Source organism: Mesorhizobium sp. M0306 (genome assembly GCF_040321655.1).
Lineage (GTDB): Bacteria > Pseudomonadota > Alphaproteobacteria > Rhizobiales > Rhizobiaceae > Mesorhizobium.
This window is the reverse complement of sequence record NZ_JAMYRY010000001.1, coordinates 491,812-511,579: the sequence shown is the minus strand read 5'-3', so window position 1 is coordinate 511,579 and position 19,768 is coordinate 491,812. Positions and strand designations below refer to the sequence as shown.

The 19,768-nt window shown below is 62.9% G+C and carries 17 protein-coding genes; 9 read left to right on the top strand and 8 right to left on the bottom strand.

Annotated elements, in window-relative coordinates; all coding sequences use genetic code 11:
- The first annotated feature begins 10 nt into the window (after positions 1 to 10).
- Both NKI95_RS02580 and mgrA read left to right on the top strand, forming a co-directional pair.
- Complete coding sequence (locus NKI95_RS02580; protein WP_352713919.1) at positions 11 to 1,159, top strand: Gfo/Idh/MocA family protein; 1,149 nt, start codon at positions 11 to 13, stop codon at positions 1,157 to 1,159.
- A 131-nt stretch (positions 1,160 to 1,290) separates the two neighbouring features.
- Positions 1,291 to 2,337, top strand: a complete 1,047-nt coding sequence (mgrA, locus tag NKI95_RS02575) for an L-glyceraldehyde 3-phosphate reductase (protein ID WP_352713914.1) — start codon at positions 1,291 to 1,293, stop codon at positions 2,335 to 2,337.
- Between the two features lie 82 nt (positions 2,338 to 2,419).
- Here the strand turns inward: mgrA and NKI95_RS02570 are convergent, their stop codons facing one another.
- Entirely contained in the window at positions 2,420 to 2,746 is a 327-nt protein-coding gene (locus tag NKI95_RS02570) for a DUF2934 domain-containing protein (RefSeq protein WP_352713912.1), read from the bottom strand.
- Between the two features lie 180 nt (positions 2,747 to 2,926).
- On the opposite strand from NKI95_RS02570, the gene NKI95_RS02565 reads away from it, so the two are divergent.
- Positions 2,927 to 3,277 carry a hypothetical protein gene (locus NKI95_RS02565; RefSeq protein WP_352713911.1) on the top strand — a complete coding sequence of 117 codons (351 nt, stop codon included), beginning with the start codon at positions 2,927 to 2,929 and terminating at the stop codon, positions 3,275 to 3,277.
- 174 nt (positions 3,278 to 3,451) lie between these two features.
- On the opposite strand, the gene NKI95_RS02560 is transcribed toward NKI95_RS02565, so the two are convergent.
- Positions 3,452 to 4,546, bottom strand: a complete 1,095-nt coding sequence (locus tag NKI95_RS02560; RefSeq protein WP_352713909.1) for a S1 family serine peptidase — start codon at positions 4,544 to 4,546, stop codon at positions 3,452 to 3,454.
- Positions 4,547 to 4,937: 391 nt separating this feature from the next.
- Between NKI95_RS02560 and NKI95_RS02555 the strand changes: the two genes are divergently transcribed.
- On the top strand, positions 4,938 to 6,020 hold the full coding sequence (locus NKI95_RS02555) for a trypsin-like serine peptidase (protein ID WP_352713905.1): 1,083 nt from the start codon (positions 4,938 to 4,940) through the stop codon (positions 6,018 to 6,020).
- Between the two features lie 149 nt (positions 6,021 to 6,169).
- Here the strand turns inward: NKI95_RS02555 and NKI95_RS02550 are convergent, their stop codons facing one another.
- The 3 genes from NKI95_RS02550 to NKI95_RS02540 form a co-directional block, all read right to left on the bottom strand.
- Positions 6,170 to 6,871 carry a DUF4760 domain-containing protein gene (locus NKI95_RS02550; RefSeq protein ID WP_352713902.1) on the bottom strand — a complete coding sequence of 234 codons (702 nt, stop codon included), beginning with the start codon at positions 6,869 to 6,871 and terminating at the stop codon, positions 6,170 to 6,172.
- Positions 6,868 to 7,248: a hypothetical protein gene (locus NKI95_RS02545; protein ID WP_352713899.1), complete on the bottom strand. Its 381-nt coding sequence runs from the start codon at positions 7,246 to 7,248 to the stop codon at positions 6,868 to 6,870. Before NKI95_RS02545 ends, NKI95_RS02550 begins: the two co-directional genes overlap by 4 nt.
- A gap of 101 nt (positions 7,249 to 7,349) precedes the next feature.
- Entirely contained in the window at positions 7,350 to 9,551 is a 2,202-nt protein-coding gene (locus NKI95_RS02540) for a caspase family protein (protein WP_352713896.1), read from the bottom strand.
- Positions 9,552 to 9,762: 211 nt separating this feature from the next.
- On the opposite strand from NKI95_RS02540, the gene NKI95_RS02535 reads away from it, so the two are divergent.
- Positions 9,763 to 10,167: a Fur family transcriptional regulator gene (locus NKI95_RS02535; RefSeq protein WP_023675234.1), complete on the top strand. Its 405-nt coding sequence runs from the start codon at positions 9,763 to 9,765 to the stop codon at positions 10,165 to 10,167.
- Positions 10,168 to 10,309: 142 nt separating this feature from the next.
- Here NKI95_RS02535 and NKI95_RS02530 read toward each other — a convergent pair whose 3' ends face one another.
- The 3 genes from NKI95_RS02530 to polA form a co-directional block, all read right to left on the bottom strand.
- A complete protein-coding gene (locus NKI95_RS02530) occupies positions 10,310 to 10,762 on the bottom strand; it encodes a hypothetical protein (RefSeq protein ID WP_352713892.1) in 453 nt (150 codons plus the stop codon).
- 95 nt (positions 10,763 to 10,857) lie between these two features.
- Positions 10,858 to 11,175, bottom strand: coding sequence for a type II toxin-antitoxin system RelE/ParE family toxin (locus NKI95_RS02525; protein ID WP_352713890.1), 318 nt, complete (start codon positions 11,173 to 11,175; stop codon positions 10,858 to 10,860).
- 252 nt (positions 11,176 to 11,427) lie between these two features.
- Positions 11,428 to 14,376 (bottom strand): DNA polymerase I, encoded by a 2,949-nt coding sequence (gene polA, locus NKI95_RS02520; RefSeq protein ID WP_352714573.1) that lies wholly within the window; start codon positions 14,374 to 14,376, stop codon positions 11,428 to 11,430.
- A gap of 442 nt (positions 14,377 to 14,818) precedes the next feature.
- On the opposite strand from polA, the gene NKI95_RS02515 reads away from it, so the two are divergent.
- The 4 genes from NKI95_RS02515 (at position 14,819) to NKI95_RS02500 (ending at position 19,767) form a co-directional block, all read left to right on the top strand.
- Complete coding sequence (locus tag NKI95_RS02515; protein WP_352713888.1) at positions 14,819 to 16,204, top strand: M20/M25/M40 family metallo-hydrolase; 1,386 nt, start codon at positions 14,819 to 14,821, stop codon at positions 16,202 to 16,204.
- A gap of 103 nt (positions 16,205 to 16,307) precedes the next feature.
- Complete coding sequence (locus NKI95_RS02510) at positions 16,308 to 16,928, top strand: ribonuclease D (RefSeq protein ID WP_352713886.1); 621 nt, start codon at positions 16,308 to 16,310, stop codon at positions 16,926 to 16,928.
- Between the two features lie 43 nt (positions 16,929 to 16,971).
- A complete protein-coding gene (locus NKI95_RS02505; protein ID WP_352713884.1) occupies positions 16,972 to 17,223 on the top strand; it encodes a hypothetical protein in 252 nt (83 codons plus the stop codon).
- Positions 17,224 to 17,514: 291 nt separating this feature from the next.
- A complete protein-coding gene (locus NKI95_RS02500) occupies positions 17,515 to 19,767 on the top strand; it encodes a transglycosylase domain-containing protein (protein WP_352713882.1) in 2,253 nt (750 codons plus the stop codon).
- Position 19,768: the final 1 nt, after the last annotated feature.

Genomic DNA, 19,768 nt, shown 5'->3' with positions numbered 1-19,768 from the left:
GCACACCAGCATGGCAACAAAACTTGGCATCGGCGTCATCGGCTGCGGCAACATCTCGAAGGCGTATTTCTCGCTGGCGCCGCTGTTTCGCGGCATCGAGATGCGCGCCTGCGCCGACATCAACATGGAAGCGGCGAAAGCGCGGGCAAAAGAGTTCAAGCTGCGCGCCGAGACCGTCGAGGGGCTGCTCAAGGCCGACGATATCGACATCATCGTCAACCTGACCATTCCGGCGGTGCATTACGAAGTGTCGAAGCAGATCCTCGATGCCGGCAAGCACGTCTATTCGGAGAAGCCCTTCGTGCTGTCGGTCAAGGAAGGGCTCGACCTGAAGAAACGGGCGGAAAACAAGGGGCTGCGCATCGGCTCTGCCCCCGACACCTTCCTCGGCGGCGCGCACCAGCTTGTCCGCGACCTGATCGACACCGGCAGGCTCGGCAGGATCACCAGCGGCACCTGTCATGTGATGAGCCATGGCATGGAGCACTGGCACCCCAATCCGGACTTCTTCTTCCAGCCGGGCGCCGGGCCGGTGCTCGACATCGGACCCTATTACATCACCAACCTGATCCAGCTGATCGGGCCGGTGAAGCAGGTCGCGGCTTTTGCTTCGATCCCGATGACGGAACGCATCATCAGCTCGAAGCCGCGTGCCGGCGAAAAGATCCCGGTCTCCACGCCGACGACGATCCATGGCGTGCTGGAATTCGAGAACGGCGCCGTGGTGACGCTCAACACCAGCTGGGATGTCTGGAGCCACGGCCACGCGCCGATGGAACTCTATGGCGAGGCAGGCACGGTGTTCGTGCCGGATCCGAACTTCTTCGGCGGCGAGGTGCGCTACACCGAAGCCGCCAAGCCGGTGAAGAAGCTGCCGAAATGGCGGCATCCGTTCGGCGTGCCCAACGAGATGCATTCGCACGGCATGATGGCCAACTACCGCACCGCCGGCCTTGCCGACATGGCGATCGCGATCAGGGAAGGCCGGCCGCATCGCTGCTCGATGGAACTGGCGCTGCATGCCGTCGACGTCATGACCGGCCTGTTGCGCTCGGGCGAGACCGGAAAGTTCGTTGTCATGCAGACCAGCTGCGAGCGGCCCGCAGCACTCGGCGTCAAGGCAGCGAAGGAGCTGCTGGCGAAGAAGAAAACGAAGTAGGCGGCGCACCTCCCAAGCACCGCAAAAGCCTCTCCCCGTTTGCGCGGGGAGAGGCTAAGGGTGGGGCCGAAGTCGACTTGCCCGTCATCGCGGCGGCAGCCGTCGGGCTCGTTTCGATATGAGGATTTTCCATGCCCTATGTTCCCGCCGAAAACCGCTACGAAAAGATGGTCTACAATCGCTGCGGGCGCTCCGGCCTGAAGCTGCCGGCGATCTCGCTTGGGCTGTGGCACAATTTCGGCGACGACACGCCGCATAGAACCAAGCAGGCGATCACGCGCAGGGCGTTTGATCTCGGTATCACGCATTTCGACCTCGCCAACAATTACGGCCCGCCGCCCGGCTCGGCGGAGCGGGCCTTCGGCGAAATCCTGCGGACGGACCTTGCCGGCTATCGCGACGAGCTGATCATCTCGACCAAGGCCGGCTACGAAATGTGGGCAGGACCTTATGGCGAATGGGGCGGCCGCAAATATGTGCTGGCCAGCCTCGACCAGAGCCTGAAGCGGATGCGCCTCGACTATGTCGACATCTTCTATTCGCACCGCTTCGACCCCGACACCCCGTTGGAAGAAACGATGGGCGCGCTCGATCACGCGGTGCGCTCGGGCAAGGCACTTTATGCCGGCATTTCCTCCTATAATTCGCAGAGAACCCGCGAAGCCGCCGACATATTGAAGCAGCTCGGCACGCCTTGCGTGATCCATCAGCCGAGCTATTCGATGCTCAACCGCTGGGTCGAGGACGACGGCCTGCTCGACACGCTGGAGGGACTTGGCGTCGGCTCGATCGTGTTCTCGCCGCTGGCGCAAGGCATGCTGACCGATAAATATCTCGGCGGCATCCCCGATGGCAGCCGCGCCAGCCAGGGCAAGTCGCTGCGCCCGGCATTCATCAACGACAAATCGATCGCCAATATCGAGGCGCTGAACGTCATCGCCCGTCGCCGCGGCCAGACGCTGGCGCAGATGGCGCTGGCCTGGGTGCTGCGCAGGGGCAGGGTCACATCGGCGCTGATCGGCGCCAGCCGGCCGGAACAGGTCGAGGATTGCGTCGGCGCGCTTGAAGCGCTCGACTTCAGCGATGCCGAGCTCGCCGAGATCGACACCTTTGCCCGCGAGTCGGATATCAACCTCTGGGCGGCGTCGGCCGAGTGTAAGGGGCCGCCACGGAAGTAGGCGACGACGGTCTGCGGTCCGTTTTCATCGAAAAGAGCCGGCAGCGCAAATTGGTAGCTGTCTTCGACACGGTGGCCAGCGGCTAACTTTCGGCTGCCTTGAGGTTCCGCGCGGCTTCCTCGAGCGTCGCTCTGTCGTTGCCAAGCCTGTCGATCAGCTCTTGCGCCTGATCACCGGTTATCCCGGTGCGCATCGCCAGCGCCTCGACGGTCAGAACGTCGGAACTGGCGATCGTTCCAGTGGGACCGCGGTCTGTCGCGCCATCTGCCGGCACGGTTGTCGCGTCGTCGAGGTCCAGCTCATGTTTCGCCTGCTGCCAATGACGCTCATGTGCGCCGTGCGGGCGGCCCTCGCGCACCCAGATCTCATAGGCTCGCTGCCGAATTTTTTCATGCAGATCGTCATCCATGGCGGTTCCTCCCTTGTGGCGTTTTCACCAACGCGGGGAGCGCCGGAACGATCCGATGTTCAAGCCGATTTCGTAGGCAAAGCCGCGCTTTCAACGAACAAACACCGGACAGACGCGTTTTGCGGAGGAACCTAGATAGCGGGCCGGCCGTTGAGCCGAACCTGAGCAAAGGAGATTACCATGGCCGACGAACCGAACGAATCCGCAACACCGAAGATGACTCAACGTGAAGCTCAGGAAGCCCTGGAGAAGCAGGTCGCGCAGCTGAGGCGCGAGATCAGCAAGATCAATCGGACCTTGGCCGAACGCGCGGAAGAGGCGATCGAAGACGCCGGCGGCTGGTATGACAACGCTGCTGAGCGCGCCTCCCGGACGGCACAAGCCCTCCGCAACAGGGCGCAGACGGTGTCCGGGGTCGTCCAGGAGAATCCTGGCACAATATCGTCCGCATTCATACTCGGAGCGGCAGTAGGGGCGCTACTGGGCCTCACCTTGGCCGCCACAGACCAGCGCCGCGATCGCTGGTTCTGATGCATGTCGCGCAAAAGTGTGCAGCGGTTTTGCGATAACGACATGCATTGAAACCAAGAACCTAAAGTGCGTCGCATGAGGCCGGTCGGACGCGACGCGCTTTAGCCCCGACCAAAAGTTTCCGGGCAGAAACGGCGGGATTGCTCCCGCCGTACATTCAGCAGGCGGAAGCGGTCAGGGCGTGGCCGGCTTCTGAGCCGTGCCGAGGGCTTTGGGCGCTGCGGCTACGGGCGCTGCCGTCTTCATCTTCTCCTCGATCCAGCCGGTGTAATTGGCCAGCCGCGTGTAGATGCCGTAGGCGTTCTTGTGGCCGCAGGCGGTGCTGCCGTCGGCCGGCCCTTCGCCCCAGCTGACGACGCCGACCTGCACCGGACCATCGGCGCCGGTCATGAACAGCGGTCCGCCGCTGTCGCCATTGCAGGCGTCGCGCTCGCCGCTTGCGGTGCCGGCGCAGATCATGTTGCCGGTCAGCGGATCGGCCATGTCGGCTGCAATCGCGTTGGCGGCCGCCTCGATGCCCCTTTCCGAATAACGCATGCGGCGGGCGAGCTCGCCGAGCGCTGCCTTCAAATCATGCGCATAAATCGCCTTGATGCCGCTGTTGCAGGTTGCGTTCGGCTGGAGGTCCAGGTCGGCGACCATCAGCGCGGTGGGAAATGTTCCGTCCTGCATCTTGCCCCAACCGGTGACCATCGTTTTGCCAGCGTCGGGGGTCGGCTCACGGGCAATTTTGATGGTCGGGGCATCGGCCGGCTCGGCCAGCCGGATCAAGCCGAGATCGTTGTCCAGCGTCTGCTCGCTATAGCCCTCGTTGACGATGATCTCCACCGCCTTGTAGCGCTTGCCCTCGCTGAGATCGGTGGCGCCGGTGAGCACGGTGACTACATCAGGCGGAATCGGCTCGCCGTCGTCATTGAGGCAGTGCGCCGCCGTCAGCACCCATTGCGGCGCGATCAGGCTGCCGCCGCAGAACTGCGCATTCGCCTGCGAGGCCGGGCTTTTGTCCAGTTTGCCGGTGGTCAGCAACGCCACCTGGAACGGGTAAGCGCCCTTCTCGGCCTCTTTGCCGCCGTAGACGCGATCGGCGCCGTCGGGGTTCTCCGCCCTGGCCTTTGCCCTGGCCTCGGCCACGCGTTTCATCGGCGAGATCGCCGCCTCCGGCCGGGCGGCCGTGTTCCCGGCATGAACGGAATTGACGACCGGCACGGCCGCCGCGATGCCAAGCAGCGCGGCGGCGGCAATCGGTCTGAATCTATGGATGATCTTCACCTCGAACCCCCTGAGACGATGTTCCCGACAGGTTAGTCGCCGACGCATGATCCACTGAAATGGAACCGGCCGGTGAGATCATGCTCCACGGCGAAGCACGATCCGTCACAAAGCCGAGCACCATTTCTGCTAATCGTGCTGTCGAGCCAAACCCGCCCAAAATCCTATAGCCCCCCACGGGCTATGTGGAAGCAATTTGTCGTTGCCAATGTTGGATTATTTTAGGCAGTATACCGTTGCAGGCATTTTTGGCGGGGACCTAAACTGGCTGCACTGAATAATGGCCCGGTAAAGGCACCGGTAACCAATTTCATTTTTCTGCGCCACCACGATCTCGACAATATTTCTGTATCTTGATCCAGTCCTTGCTGACTTTTGGGAGAGTCTCACCATGACAAAACTGACACATAGCATTATTGCGTCCGCGTTGCTTTCCACCGCAATGTGGGCGGTTCCTGCCTTGGCTGCCGATCCAGGTTCCGCCAATGCCGGCAACGGCGAAAGCATGCGGGACGTGACATCGGGCGATTACAAGCCCGGCCGGGCGAAGCCGATCGCCCCGCCGAAATTGACCGACGACGAGGCCAACCGCGCCGCGCCACTCACCGACGAAGCAACGGCCGTCAAATCCTACGGCATCGTCGGCCGCTCCGCCGATGGCAAGGACATCAAGATCGACCCGAACGAGACGCTGAAGGACCTTGTCATCAAGGAAATGAACGCGCCCGCCGACGGGCAGAAGTCCGATAATTCCGGACTGAGCGGAGGCGAAGAGGCCGGCCGCCAGGTGTTCGGGACGGACGACCGCGAGCAGATCAAGAATACCAAAACCTACCCGTTCACCGCGATAGGCTATCTCGAAGGCAAATCGAAGAGCGGCAGCTACGGCAGCTGCTCGGCGACGCTGATCGGCCCGCGCACGGTGCTCACCGCGGCGCACTGCCTCTACAGCCACGAAGACAAGGCCTGGCTGGACGACATCCTGTTCGTCCCGGCTCTCAACGGCAAGACCGCCGACGACGCACCGTTCGGCGCCTTCACCTATGAAAGCGCCTATATCGTCCAGGGCTTCATCGACAATTACCAGGGCTTTTACGGCTCCGTCGTGCCGTGGGATCTCGGCATCGTTACTCTGAAACAGGATGTCGGCACCAATCTCGGCTGGCTGGGCTATGCCAATTACGTGGATCTCGGCGATTTCACTGCCAACATCATCGGCTATCCCGGCGACAAGCCGATGGGCACGATGTGGAAGGCGACCTGCGAAGTGCGCGCCGAAAACATCGCCACCGAGTATTTCCAGTACGACTGTGACACGTATCCAGGATCGAGCGGCAGCTCGGTCTATGCCTATGACAATGGCTCCAAGCAGCGCGTCATCACCGGCGTGAACGTGGCCGAGAGCCCGGATGCCAATACCGCCGTGCGCCTGAACGCCATCAACGTCCAGTGGATCAACAGCCTGTACAAATAGGCGTGCAGAATTTCGGCCGCGATCATCGGGGCGGGTTATCTATTTAGCCGCATTTCTGCGACGCCAAGTGTGATCACACTTGGCTGCAAAATGCTCCAACCAAAGCCGGCGGAGGAGCATTTCCGTCGCCGGCTTTCGCATTTGGGGGATTATCTGGACTGGGCCGGAGGTGGCGCCTGGCGCACATAGTTCTCGATCGGCAGGGCAAAAGTCGGCGAGCCGGCCTTGCGCTCCTTGTCGATATAGCCGGCAAAATAGCTCCAGAACGAAGCGGCGTAGTCGCGGAAATAGGAGTCGGCGACCTCGCGCGAGCACAGCCTGCCTTCGACGCAGAAGGAAAGGCGGTTGAGGAAATAGACGATGCGGTCGAAATTATCGCTGAACTCGGCAAGCGGCATGTCGCCGCCAGTAGCGCTCATCGCCTCGATGCCGATGCGCTGTCTGAACACCTGTTCCTCGGTCGGCGTCGGATTGGCGCTGAGCAGATTGCCGTATTTGGCGTTGAGCGCCGCCAGACGTTGCTTGAGGGCCCGTTGTGCCTGCTGGTAATCCTTGCTTTCCCAGAGCTCGACCAACGACATCGTCTGTTCGACGCGCTTTTGCTCCTGGTTCGCCAGGAACTGGTAGACCGAAAAGATCAAGGTGAAGATGATTGCCAGGCGTACCAGCAGTCCGGACCAGGCATAGACGAGCATGCGCCAGTCGCGATCGGTGAACGGGTTGGCCTCCTTCTTGACCTCGTGATTGCTTACCCACGGCAGGCCTTCGACGGTTTCCGGCAGTGACACCGGCTTCTTTTGCGGTACCGGCGCCGCTGCCTGCTGCGTTGCGTTGCCCCCCGCTCTCGTCATCCGCAGCTGTCCAGTTCTATGGTGGCGGACGGGTCGAGCACGATGCCCGGCGTCTCCAGCTTCTTCTTCAGGCAATCCAGCTGCGTGCGCGAAACGATGAACTGCACGTCAGGCTCCACCTGAGCCTTGCCTGGCGACGGCAATGGTTCGACCACGCCGCGTGAGGTGCAGCTGCTGAGATCGACGACGACGGCGGTGTTGCCGGTCTTGGCTATCTGGTCGTACTGGTCGAGAAAGCAGCTCGCCAGTTCGGAGTTGATGACGACCTCCTTGGCGCAGAGGCCGCAAGCCTCGTCCGCCGAAGCATTGGCGGCCAACAATAGCCCGGCGACAAGGCCGGCGGCTGTTGCGCGCCACGAAAATACGATCCTGTTCACGAACGCCCTCATCCGTTCCGTTCGGCCGCCGACAGCGGCGGTCGAAGAATGTTCATTATCAGCCGATTAGGCAAGAGGCCCGGCCGGGCGCTGATCCCGCCTCAGGCGCGCGGCACCGTCTCCATCGGGAAGATCATCACGGCGCCCTTCGACCCCTTGTCGTCGGTGAGCCGCATGGCCGACCGCGTCGCCGGCGCCATGCCGATATCGGCCAGCATGTCGGAGAAACTTGGCTGTCCCAGTCCGCGCGTTACCGAGACAACCCCGTCTTGCGCCAGGAAACTCAGATCCTGCTTCTCGCTCTGCGGCGGCGCTTCGGTCAAGACGGCGATCATGCGCTCCATGCCGAAGCTGGTGTCGGTGAATTTGAACAGGCCTTCCTCGAGCACGGCGCCTTCGGTAAGGCGCTCGGCAAGAAAATGCTGGATGGAATAGTCGGAGCCGACATAGAGCACGTTGATGTCGACCAGGTTGGTCGAGCTGTTCCTGGCCAGCACGTGCACCTGATCATCGGGAGAAACACGCGGCACCGTCGACGGTTCGATCGGCTGCAGCGTGTCACTGTCAAAACGCTTGATCCGGAACTCGACACTGACTTCTTCCGGCCGATAATCGGAAGCGGCGGCCAACCGCGACAGGCCGATGGCGCGGAAGATTTTCGTCAGAGTCCCTGCCGCGGCGTCGATCAACTTTTCGCGGCCATCCGGATGAATGACGATCATCGGCGGCTTGTTGCCGTCCTTCAGCGTCATGTCGCCCGAAGCCGGCAGGAACCACAGCGCCGGCGCGTCGGTGGCATCTTCTGCGGCGCCGGCAATGGCATTCTCGCGCAGCACGGCGAGACGCAGATCTGCGCTCTTGCCGGGCTCGACCAGCGCGATGTGGAACCCCGAGTTCTCCCTGGCCGCCAGTTCGTCGAGAACCGAATTGGCCAGCGCGGCCTCCTTCTCCAGGCCTTTGATCGCCGCCGGCCGCGCGACCACGAGCTTGTAGTCGACGGCGAGCTCGGCCAGCCGGGCATAGGCATTGGCGGGGATGTCGGCCAGCTTGAGCGCCGGCTTGCCGCCGAACTCGACCGGCTTGACCCGGCTTTCCAGGTTTTTCGCCGACTGCACCTGGAGATAGCCAAGCGCCTCGGACAGCGGCGACAACGCCGAGGGCAATACTGCGAGGCTGCTGCCGGGGGTGAGCCGATGCAGCAGTCCGGCGCCGATCGTGGCTTTGTCGTTCTCGATGACGATCGGCCATTGCATGACCGCGTCGGTCCGGTCGGTGCCGAAGACGCGTGCGTCGAGTTCTCCCTCGAATAGCGGCGTCGGCCGGGTGCGGCCGTCGGCCGAATATTGCTGCAGCACGGCCTGGCCGAGCTGGCGGTAAGTGATGTTGGGGTTCTCGGCCAGTTTCGACAGGATGGTGAAGGTGAACAGCCCGAAACGCGGCGCATCGGCCGTGCCCTTGGGCAGTGGCATCTCAGGTGTCGTCTCCACCGTCTGCGCCGCGTAGAAGGCGACCAATTTACCCTTGGTGGTCGGCTCGGCGCCGGTCGGCGTCAGCTTGAAGGCCGGCTTGCGCTGCCCGTCCTCGTCAAAGCCGCGCGGCGCGGCCGACGCAATCTCGTCATAGGCTTTCACCGCAGCCGCCCTGGCAGCGTCGTCGCCGCCGACCAGATCGGCGAACTCGACCTTGCGTTCCAGCTCGTCGTCGACCGCGGCGGCGCGCGTCGCGGTGCCGGAATGGCAGCAGTCGAACACGGCCCAGATAAAGGCGCCCTTGTCGCGGATGGCGTCGAGCGCGGTGCCGATCTCGTTGTCGACCAGCGCATTGGGCACGCCTTGTTCGCGGTTCACCCATTTGTCGATGTCGGACGGCAAGAAAATCTCGTCGAGGCCGTCGGTCTCGTCGCCCTTGCTCGCCGCCGGCTGTTGCGCGCCGTGACCGGACAAATGCAGGTAGACGAAATCGTCGCGCTGGACCTTGGCGGCAAGGTCGGCCAACGCCGCCTTGATCGCCGCATGTGTCGGCGGTCCGTTGGCGCCTTCGACATCCTTGGCGAGCAGCGTGACGTTTTCGGCTGAAAACTTCACCGGCGCGGGCGTGTTCTTCAAGAGGTAATCGCGCACCAGGCCGGCGTCGTTCTTCGGTCCGATCAGCCAGTTTTTCTTCGGCAGGTTCGGGTAATCGGTGCAGGCAACAAGCAGCGCGTGATAGGTGCGCGCCGCTGCGAATGCCCGAAACGGCACCAGGCCGGCAGCGGCCAGCGCGGACGTGCCGGCAAGCAGCGTCCGCCGCGTCACTTTGATCATGATTGCTTCCCCAAGCCCGATCGAATTTCCAAGCACGGCCAGCCTGGCCGACGATTTTGTCAGTATTTTGAATATGGCGCCGCCGGCCAGCCGACCACCGGCTGCGAATAGAAACAGTAGCAAAAATGGCAGTTCGTCGCTATCTCAGTGGAAGTGGTCCGATCGCATGCGAAATGGCAGTGATCGGCACGAAGCGGGTTGGAACAGGATCATGGCGGCAAGGGATGTACTGACGAAGAACCAGCTTTGCGTTCTCGAGAAACTCGAAGCCGCCAGCGGACCGCTCAGCGCCTATACGTTGCTCGACCAACTGCGCGAGCGCGGTTTTCGCGCGCCGCTGCAGGTCTATCGCGCGCTCGACACGCTGGTGAAGTCCGGCTTCGTGCATAGGCTCGAAAGCCTCAATTCCTTCGTCGCCTGTGCGGAGCCGCACGACCACAGCCATTCGATGACGGCGTTTGCCATCTGCGACACCTGCGGCCAGGTGACCGAGTTCTCCGACCACGATGTCGGCCACCGGCTCGACGAATGGGTACGCTCGACCGGCTTCGCCGCCAAGAAGGCGGTTATCGAATTCCGCGGGACTTGTGCGAAGTGTTTGGCCGAGGCGGCTTAGCAAGCCCGAAGGCAACACTTCGAAGGCGGCGGAGCAGTATTCACGCCTCGCCGGTGGGCTCACGATGGTTCCTATGCCTTGGCGATAGCCTCCATGAGGGCGGAAGCCGCCAGTCGACAAACGACCCGTTGCAGACATTCGGCTATGAAAGTGCAGTCCAAACTACCCTCTCAAGATCGGGAGAGTAGCGTGCGATGATAGCCTCTTGATCATTTTCCTGCGTGAGAATTATCTGCTTCCCAGTAGCGTCACCGAGCAATCGCATAAAGCGGTCAAGGTGCTCAACCTCGGTTTTTCCTCTGACTTGCCTTGGATCGAAGTCGAACTCAATTTCGACAGCGCTGAAGAAGTGACATGCAAGCTGAATTGGCCCGACGTTAAAAGACAGTAAGCTGCCTGTTTCGCTTTCCAGGGCCGCTTCGACGCCCAATGGCATCGACTCGATCTTGCCGGAGACACTGAAACTAGCAGGCGGGGTCCATTCGAGGAGGATGTTCCAGACGCTCTGCCAATCTGCCTCAGACGTGTTCAGAACGTAGATGTCTCGCCAGTAGCCGTCCCAAGCGAAATCCGATGCTATCTGTTCCCAATTCATGCATGAACCATTCTCGATGACTGCGGTTCTAGCATGACATACGCCATGAGTGCTTTCCACAAATCCCCAAGTCCGCTTTCCACCTAGTTTACGGCCTAGCCAACCGGCTTCTTTGAGGTATGCCGGATGTGCAGGATTTCGATTGCATCGGAACGGGCCCGATAGAAAACCTTGTAGGGATAGCGACCTATGAAGAGAACGCGAACGCCAGGGATGTCGGTCGCGTGACCACTTTCAGGAAACTCGGCAAGTCGCGAAATTCCAGCGTGGATCCGAGAAATGACCGAAAGGGCGCCCTGAGGCCCCCGCTCTTCGAGGTAGTTGAAAATCGCCTCGCGTTCGGCAAAGGCTGCCGCGTAAATCGGACCTTCATAGTCTGCGGCGGGTGTCTGCCGCGCGAACCGTATCCTCATCTACGAAAGTGCCGTGGTCGGTTTCTGCGAGTCCCGTTGTGATGGCGCTGCGCTCTGATTCCGACGTGGCATACACTCCGGTTCGCCGCGCCTCGATGACGTGGGCATACTCGGCAAGCTCCTCCTGGTCTTCGCGAGGCCAAGCTTCCGCGTGCCTTACCAGATTCTCAAGTGCCTTGGTGATCATACGGGCACTATAGCATACCGCTGCTTCTCGTGAACCTTGAACCGAATATGGCTCTGTGGCCCGCCTTAATGCGCCTCTTCCCAATTGTTGGCGGCGCGGGCGTCGACGTGCAGCGGCACCGACATTGATACCGCGGGCATGGCGGCGTTCTCCATGACGTGGCAGACGACGGGAATCGTCGCCTCGACCTCGGCTTCGACGGTCTCGAAAACCAGCTCGTCATGCACCTGCAGCAGCATGCGGGCGGAAAGCTTGGCCTTTTCCAGCGCCTCGTCCATGCGGATCATGGCGCGGCGGATGATGTCGGCGGCGGTGCCCTGCAGGCGTGCGTTGATCGAGGCGCGCTCGTTGAACGCGCGGACCGACGGGTTTGACGATCTGATCTCCGGATAGTGGATGCGGCGGCCAAAAATGGTTTCGACGAAGCCGTGCTCGCGGGCATAGGCCTTGGTCGCATCGATATAGTCGCGGATGCCGGGGAAACGCTCGAAATATTTCTTGATGTAGTCGCCGGCTTCTTCGCGCGCGATCGACAGCTGGTTGGCGAGGCCGAAGGCCGAAATGCCGTAGATGATGCCGAAATTGATCGCCTTGGCGCGGCGGCGCACTTCCGAAGGCATGCCCTCGACCGGCACGTTGAACATTTCCGAGGCGGTGATGGCGTGGATGTCGGCGCCGTCGGCGAAGGCCTGCTTGAGCTGCGGGATTTCGGCGACGTGGGCGAGCACGCGCAATTCGATCTGGCTGTAGTCGGCGGAAACCAGCTTGTTGCCCTTGTCGGCGATGAAGGCCGTCCTGATCTTTCGGCCCTCGACGGTGCGCACCGGAATGTTCTGCAGATTGGGATCCGAGGACGACAGCCGTCCGGTCGTCGTCGCGGCAAGCGCGTAGGAGGTGTGGACGCGCTTGGTGTCGGGATGGATGAAGCCGGGCAAGGCATCGGTATAGGTCGATTTCAATTTGGTCAGCTGGCGCCAGTCGACGATCTTGCGCGGCAATTCGTGGCCCTCGGCGGCGAGGTCTTCGAGAAGCTGCGCCGAGGTCGACCACTGGCCGGTCTTGGTTTTAGAACCACCGGGCAGGCCCATCCTGCCGAACAGGATGTCGCCGAGCTGTTTTGGCGAACCGATGTTGATGCGTTCGCCGACCAGCTGATAGATCTCGTCCTCGAGCCGTGCGGCACCCTGTGCCAGTTCGCCGGAGAGCCGCGACAGGATCTGCCGGTCGACAGAGATGCCGCGCTGCTCCATCCGTGCCAGCACCGGCACCAGTGGCCGTTCCAGCCGTTCATAGACCGAGACCAGGCCCTTGGCGGCAAGCCGCGGCTTCAGCACCTGCCAGAGCCTGAGCGCGACATCGGCGTGCTCGGCGCCGTAAGCCGTCGCCTTGCCGAGGTCGGCCTGATCGAGGCCGACAAAGCTTCTTCCCGAACCGGCCAGTTCCTTCAGCGGAATGGTCGCGTGGCCGAGCCATTTATCGGCCAGCGCCTCCAGGCCATGGCCACCATGGGTGCCGGCCTCAAGCACGTAGGAGATCAGCATGGTGTCGTCATAGGGGCCGATCTCGATGCCGTGACGGCTCATGACGACAAGGCGGTATTTCATGTCGTGCACGATCTTGAGGACGGATTTGTCCTCGAGCAGCGGCTTGAGCAACGCCAGAGCGTCGCGGATCGGGATCTGGTTTTCGACCGCGCCGCCGCCGAGCAGGTCGCCATTGCCGTTCTTATGGGCAAGCGGCACATAGGCGGCATGGCCGGGCGCGACGGCCATGGCAAGGCCGATCACTTCGGCCCGCATCGGATCCGGCGAGGAGGTTTTAACGTCGAAGGCGACGATGCCTCTCTCCATCGCCTCGGCGATCCAGGCCTTCAGCGTCGCGGCGTCGCGGATGCAGGCGTAAGCGCCGGTGTCGATCTTGCGGGCGGTGGCAGCCTCCAGGCGAAGCGCCGAAAGCAGGGATGGGGTGTCGCCTTGCCTGGCTGCGGCCGGGGCTTCGAGTGCCGCTTCGTCCGACGGCGGTGCGCTCTCGGCGGCCGCGGGCACGCCAAAACCCATATCGGGGCCATGCGCGGTATCGGCACGCTCTATCGTGACGGGAGTGGCCGCAACGTCACCCGCGTCCGTTCCGGTCGCTTCGGCCACGCGGCGGGTCAGCGTCGAGAATTCCATGGTCTTGAGAAAGCCGATCAGCCTGGGGCCGTCCGGCTCGTGCAACACGAACTCGTCGAGCCCCTCGGTCACCGGCACGTCGTTCTTCAGCGTCACCAGGTCACGCGAGATGCGCGCCTTGTCGGCATTGGCGATGATCGATTCGCGCCGCTTGTCCTGCTTGATCTCGCCGGCGCGGGCGAGCAGCGTATCGAGGTCGCCGAACTGTTCGAGCAATTGCGCCGCCGTCTTCGGCCCGATGCCGGGCACGCCCGGCACATTGTCGACCGAATCGCCGGTCAGCGCCTGCAGGTCGATCATTTTCTGCGGCGGCACGCCCCATTTGTCGATCACCTCGGGAACGCCGATCTGGCGGTCCTTCATCGGGTCGTACATGGCAACCGTTGGGCCGACCAGTTGCATCAGATCCTTGTCGGAAGAGATGATGGTGGTGTCGGCGCCGGCTTCGCAGGCAAGCCGGCAATAGGTGGCGATCAAATCGTCGGCCTCGTAGCCTTCCGTCTCAAGGCATGGCAGGTTGAAGGCCCTGGTCGCCTGGCGGATCAGGCCGAATTGTGGGATCAAATCTTCCGGCGGCGCCGAGCGGTTGGCCTTGTATTCGGGGTAGAGGTCGTTGCGGAAGGTTTTCGACGAATAGTCGAAAATCACGGCGAAATGCGTCGGCACGATGCCGACATCGGTATTGCGGGCGTCCTGCGTCAGCTTCCAGACCATGTTGCAGAAGCCGAGCACGGCACTGGTCGGCAGCCCGTCGGACTTGCGGGACAGTGGCGGGAGCGCGTGATAGGCACGGAAGATGTAGCCGGAGCCGTCGACAAGGAAGAGATGATCGCCTTTTTTCATGGCACGAGGGATAGCGCGGCGCAGCGCCGCGGTCCATGCCAAAGGCGGCTTCCGCCAAGGGTTCCGGCAACACCCTGACAAATGGCGTGCGGGCTTGGCCGGCCATGGCGGCTTGGCCGGAGCTTTGTTCGCTCACGCCTATGTTACAAAAGTGTAATTTTTGTGCCCTTGAATCGCCACGTTCGCAGACACAAATAAACGCCATCGGCAGTTTTCGCCGAAGTCCGGAGCAAGGCCCGTCCCCCGCCTATCCCGGACACTTGCGGCAGCCTATCCCCCCTCTCCGGGCTGCCGCATCGTTTCGAGTAAGGCCGCCGTGGTTCCCCTCCACCACGGCGGCATTTTTTTGCCTTTGGACAGGAAGCTGTGGCCCAACGATCGCGGGCTTTCCGTTTCGCCGCATGGGCTCTAGATTCGCCGCCAGAATCGAAAGGCCCGCCAGATGTCCGCAGTTTCCCCTGTCCTCGACCGCCTCGACAAGAACTTCGACCAGAGCCTCGAACGCCTGTTCGGCCTGCTCGGCATCAAGTCGATCTCCACCGATCCGGACTACGCCGCCGACTGCCGCAAGGCCGCCGAATGGCTGGTTGCCGAGCTCAAGCTGATCGGCTTCGACGCCAGCGTGCGCGACACGCCGGGGCATCCGATGGTGGTCGCGCATCACGATGGGCCGGCGGGCGCGCCGCATCTGTTGTTTTACGGCCATTACGACGTCCAGCCGGTCGATCCGATCGAGCTGTGGGAAAGCGACCCGTTCGCGCCGGCGGTCAAGGAGATCGAGCCCGGCCACAAGGTGATCACCGGCCGCGGCGCGGCCGACGACAAGGGCCAACTGATGACCTTCGTCGAGGCCTGCCGCGCGTGGAAGCAGGTGCATGGCGGATTGCCGTGCCGCATCACGATCCTGTTCGAGGGCGAGGAGGAGTCCGGATCGCCGTCGCTGAAACCGTTTCTCGAGGCGAATGCGGATGAGCTGAGGGCCGATTTCGCGCTGGTCTGCGACACCGGCATGTGGGACCGCGATACGCCGTCGATCTGCGTCTCGCTGCGCGGGCTGGTCGGCGAGGAGGTCACGGTGACGGCTGCCGACCGCGACCTGCATTCCGGGCTCTATGGCGGTGCGGCCGCCAATCCGATCCGCATCCTGGCAAAAATCCTGGCCGACATCCACGATGCGGACGGCCACGTCACCATTCCGGGTTTCTATGACGGCGTCGAGGAAACGCCGTCGCAGATATTGCAGTCGTGGCTGTCGCTCGGCGAGACGGCCGAGACCTTCCTCGGACCGATAGGCCTGTCGATTCCGTCCGGCGAAAAGGGCCGCTCGGTGCTCGAACTGACCTGGGCGCGGCCGACGGCCGAGTTCAACGGCATTATCGGCGGCTATACCGGCAAGGGCTTCAAGACGGTGATCGCCGCGCAGGCCTCGGCGAAAGTCTCCTTCCGCCTCGTTCACAAACAGGATCCGGAAAAAATCCGCGCCGCCTTCCAGGCATTTGTCAGGCAGCGGGTTCCGGCCGACTGCTCGGTCGAATTCCATCCGCATGGTGGCTCGCCGGCGATCCAGCTTTCCTACGACTCGCCCTTCCTGGCCAAGGCCAAGCAGGCGCTGTCCGACGAATGGCCGAAACCGGCGGTGGTGACCGGCGGCGGCGGCTCGATCCCGGTGGTCGGCGATTTCCAGAACTATCTCGGCATGGAATCGCTGCTGGTCGGTTTCGGCCTCGACGACGACCGCATCCACTCGCCGAACGAGAAGTACGAGATGAACTCCTTCCACAAGGGCCAGCGCTCCTGGGCGCGCATTCTCGACGCGCTGACACGCTGAAATCGCGCCAGACTCAAGTTTTTGTTGATTTTTCGCCGGATCGCGGCAAGGACGGGCATGGTCCGTCGCGCATCGCTGCACGGGGCCGCGACCGGAGAAGACGATGAGCGACATACGTTTCCATAAAAACGATTTGCCCGGCCTGCTGCATTACGATGTCGGGGCGGTCGCCATCGACACCGAGACGCTGGGGCTGAACCCGCATCGCGACCGGCTCTGCGTCGTGCAGATCTCGCCGGGCGACGGCTCGGCCGACGTCATCCAGATCGCGCCCGGCCAGAAGAAGGCGCCGAACCTCGTCAGCCTGCTCAAGAACCGCAGCATCACCAAGCTTTTTCATTACGGCCGCTTCGATCTCGCCGTGCTCTACAACGCCTTTGGCGTCATGCCGGAGCCGGTGTTCTGCACCAAGATCGCGTCGCGGCTGACGCGCACCTACACCGACCGGCACGGGCTGAAGGACATCTGCTTCGAGCTTCTCGGGGTCGGCCTGTCGAAGGCGCAGCAATCATCGGACTGGGCCGCCGAGACGCTGTCGCCCGAGCAGCTCGAATATGCCGCCTCCGACGTGCTCTACCTGCACCGGCTGCGCGACGTGCTGAGCGCGCGGCTGGCTCGCGACAACCGGACCAAGGAGGCCGATGCCTGCTTCCGCTTCCTGCCGACGCGTGCGAAACTCGACCTGATGGGCTGGGATGAGGAGGATATCTTCGCCCACAGCTAATGGCCTTCTGGCACCTTAACGCCGTTGGCCGGGAGGAATTGAAATGGCTGCGCGAAAACCAATCGAAACGGCACCGAAGGACGGCTCCAAGGTCACCGTCTACTGGCAGGACAGCGACGGCGTGATGAACGAGAGCATCGCGCAATACCGTTCGCTCGACCGGCTGAAGGCGGCCGGCGGCGACTGGGACGAAAGCGATGCCGGCTGGTGGGCCTATACGGACGGCCATACGCAAAAGAAGATCGAACCAATCAGCTGGCGGCCGGCCTCCGACGATCCGGACGCGGACGACTGAGGGCTGACGCAACCGCCGACCTGAAGCGATTATTCTGAGGCAAAGCATATTTTGTTCTTGCTTTGTGCCGGCAGCTATGCTACTAATTTCGCTATGGTGCTCATTGGCTCCAACGACCCGCCCGCCGAGGCGGGTTTTTCATTTCGGGCTTTGGCACTGTCGCGGGCCGCGCCGGCTCGGCAAGCGATTGAATACACTTTACTTCGATTTTTCCCGACTTAACCCGCCCTTAAATCGCCGCATCTAGTCTTCAACCCGAACGCCATAGGCATGGGGAAGACAGCACAGCGCATGGCGAACCGGAAAGACAGCCGCATCGAGCCCAGCTTCGAGGCATCGCCGGGGGCGAGATCCTCGGCCGGCTTTTCGGTGAGCGAGGAGGACCGCGTCGTGCCGAGCAATCGCAAAGCCGCTGCAAAGCGCAAATCGACCAAGGCCAAGCCGTCACGCGGCGGGCGCGGCAAAAGCCGGCGCGGGCTGTTCGGCGTGCTTGGCCGGCTGTTCTACTGGTGCTTCGTGCTGGCCATCTGGGGCGGTATCGCCACTGCCGGCATCGTCGTCTATTACGGCGCAAAGATGCCGGCGGCCACCACCTGGGCCATTCCCGACCGCGCCCCCAACATCAAGATCGTCTCGGTCGATGGCCAGCTGCTTGGCAATCGCGGCATGAGCGGCGGCGAGGCCGTCGGCCTGCACGAAATGTCGCCCTATATTCCCGAGGCCGTCATCGCCATCGAGGACCGCCGCTTCTATTCGCATTTCGGCATCGATCCGATCGGCCTTTCCCGGGCCATGGTGACCAATGTTCTGGGCGGGCATTTTTCGCAGGGTGGTTCGACGCTGACCCAGCAGCTGGCCAAGAACCTGTTCCTGACGCCGGACCGCACGCTGGAACGCAAGGTGCAGGAAGTGCTCTTGGCGTTGTGGCTCGAGCACAAGCATACGAAGGACCAGATCCTCGAAATGTACCTCAACCGGGTCTATTTCGGCTCCGGCGCCTATGGCGTCGAAGCGGCCTCGCGCCGCTATTTCGGCAAGAGCGCGCGCGATGTCACGCTGTCGGAGGCGGCACTTCTCGCCGGCCTGCTCAAGGCGCCGTCGCGGCTGTCGCCGGCGCGCGACCCGAAGGCGGCCGAACAGCGTTCGCAGCTGGTGCTCGCCGCGATGCGCGACGAGGGCAAGATCAGCGCCAAGGAGATGACCACGGCGATGAGCGCGCCGGCGACGCGCGCGCCGTCCTACTGGATCGGCTCGGAAAACTATGTCGCCGACACGATCATGGAAGAACTGCCCGACCTGATCGGCGATGTGCGCCGCGATATCGTCGTCGACGCGACGGTCGATCTGACGCTGCAGAAGCTCGCCGAGCAATCGATCCGCCGGCTGATCGACCAGAGCGGCAAGAAGCTCAATGTCAGCCAGGGCGCGCTGGTGTCGATCGACAATTCCGGCGCGGTGCGCGCCATGGTCGGCGGTTATGATTATTCGACCAGCCAGTTCGACCGCGCCTCGGAAGCGCGCCGCCAGCCGGGCTCGGCATTCAAGCCGTTCGTCTATATGGCGGCGCTGGAATCCGGCCGTACGCCCGACAGCGTGCGCAACGACGCGCCGATCAGGATCGGCAACTGGACGCCCGACAATTACGGCGGCAAATATTTCGGCAAGGTGACGCTGGCGACGGCGCTGGCAAAATCGCTGAATTCGGTGGCCGCGCAGCTGACCATGGAAGTCGGACCGAATGCGGTGGTCGAGGCGGCGCACCGCATGGGCATCCAGTCCGAGCTGACGGCCAACACCTCGATAGCGCTTGGCACCTCGGAAGTGACGCCGCTGGAACTGACCTCGGCCTATGTTCCCTTCGCCAATGGCGGCTTTAAGCCCGACATCCATTTCATCCGCCGCGTCACGACGAGCGACGGCAAGGTGCTCTACGAGAACAATGGCGGCGGCGCGCCGCGGGTCGTCAAGCCGGATGTTGTCGGCATGATGAACTCGATGATGACAGGCACGGTCGAGATCGGCACGGCCAGGAAGGCGGCGTTCGCCTGGCCGGCCGCCGGCAAGACCGGCACCAGCCAGAACTCGCGCGACGCCTGGTTCATCGGCTATACAGCCAACCTGACCACCGGCGTCTGGTTCGGCAATGATGACGGCAGCGCGATGAAGAAGGTCACCGGCGGCGCATTGCCGGCGCAGGCCTGGCACGAGTTCATGGTCGCCGCGCATGAGGGCGTGCCGGTGCGGCCGCTGCCCGGAACCTGGAAGTCGACGCCGCCCGACACCATCGTCCCGGACGACATACCGTCCGACACGGCACCGCCGGCGCCGGTCGCTTCCGTTGGCCAATCGGCGCCGCCTGCAGCAGCCACCCAGTCGGCTTCGCGTCCCGTGCGTCCTGCCGAGACGGTCGATGCCGGCGGCCTGGCCATGCCGGGCGTCGACAGTGCCACCGGATCGATCAAGCATCCGGTGCCGCCCGGCAATGTCGGCGGCCCGGTCAAGAAGCGGCAGACCTCGATCCTTGACATTCTGACTGGGGGCTGAC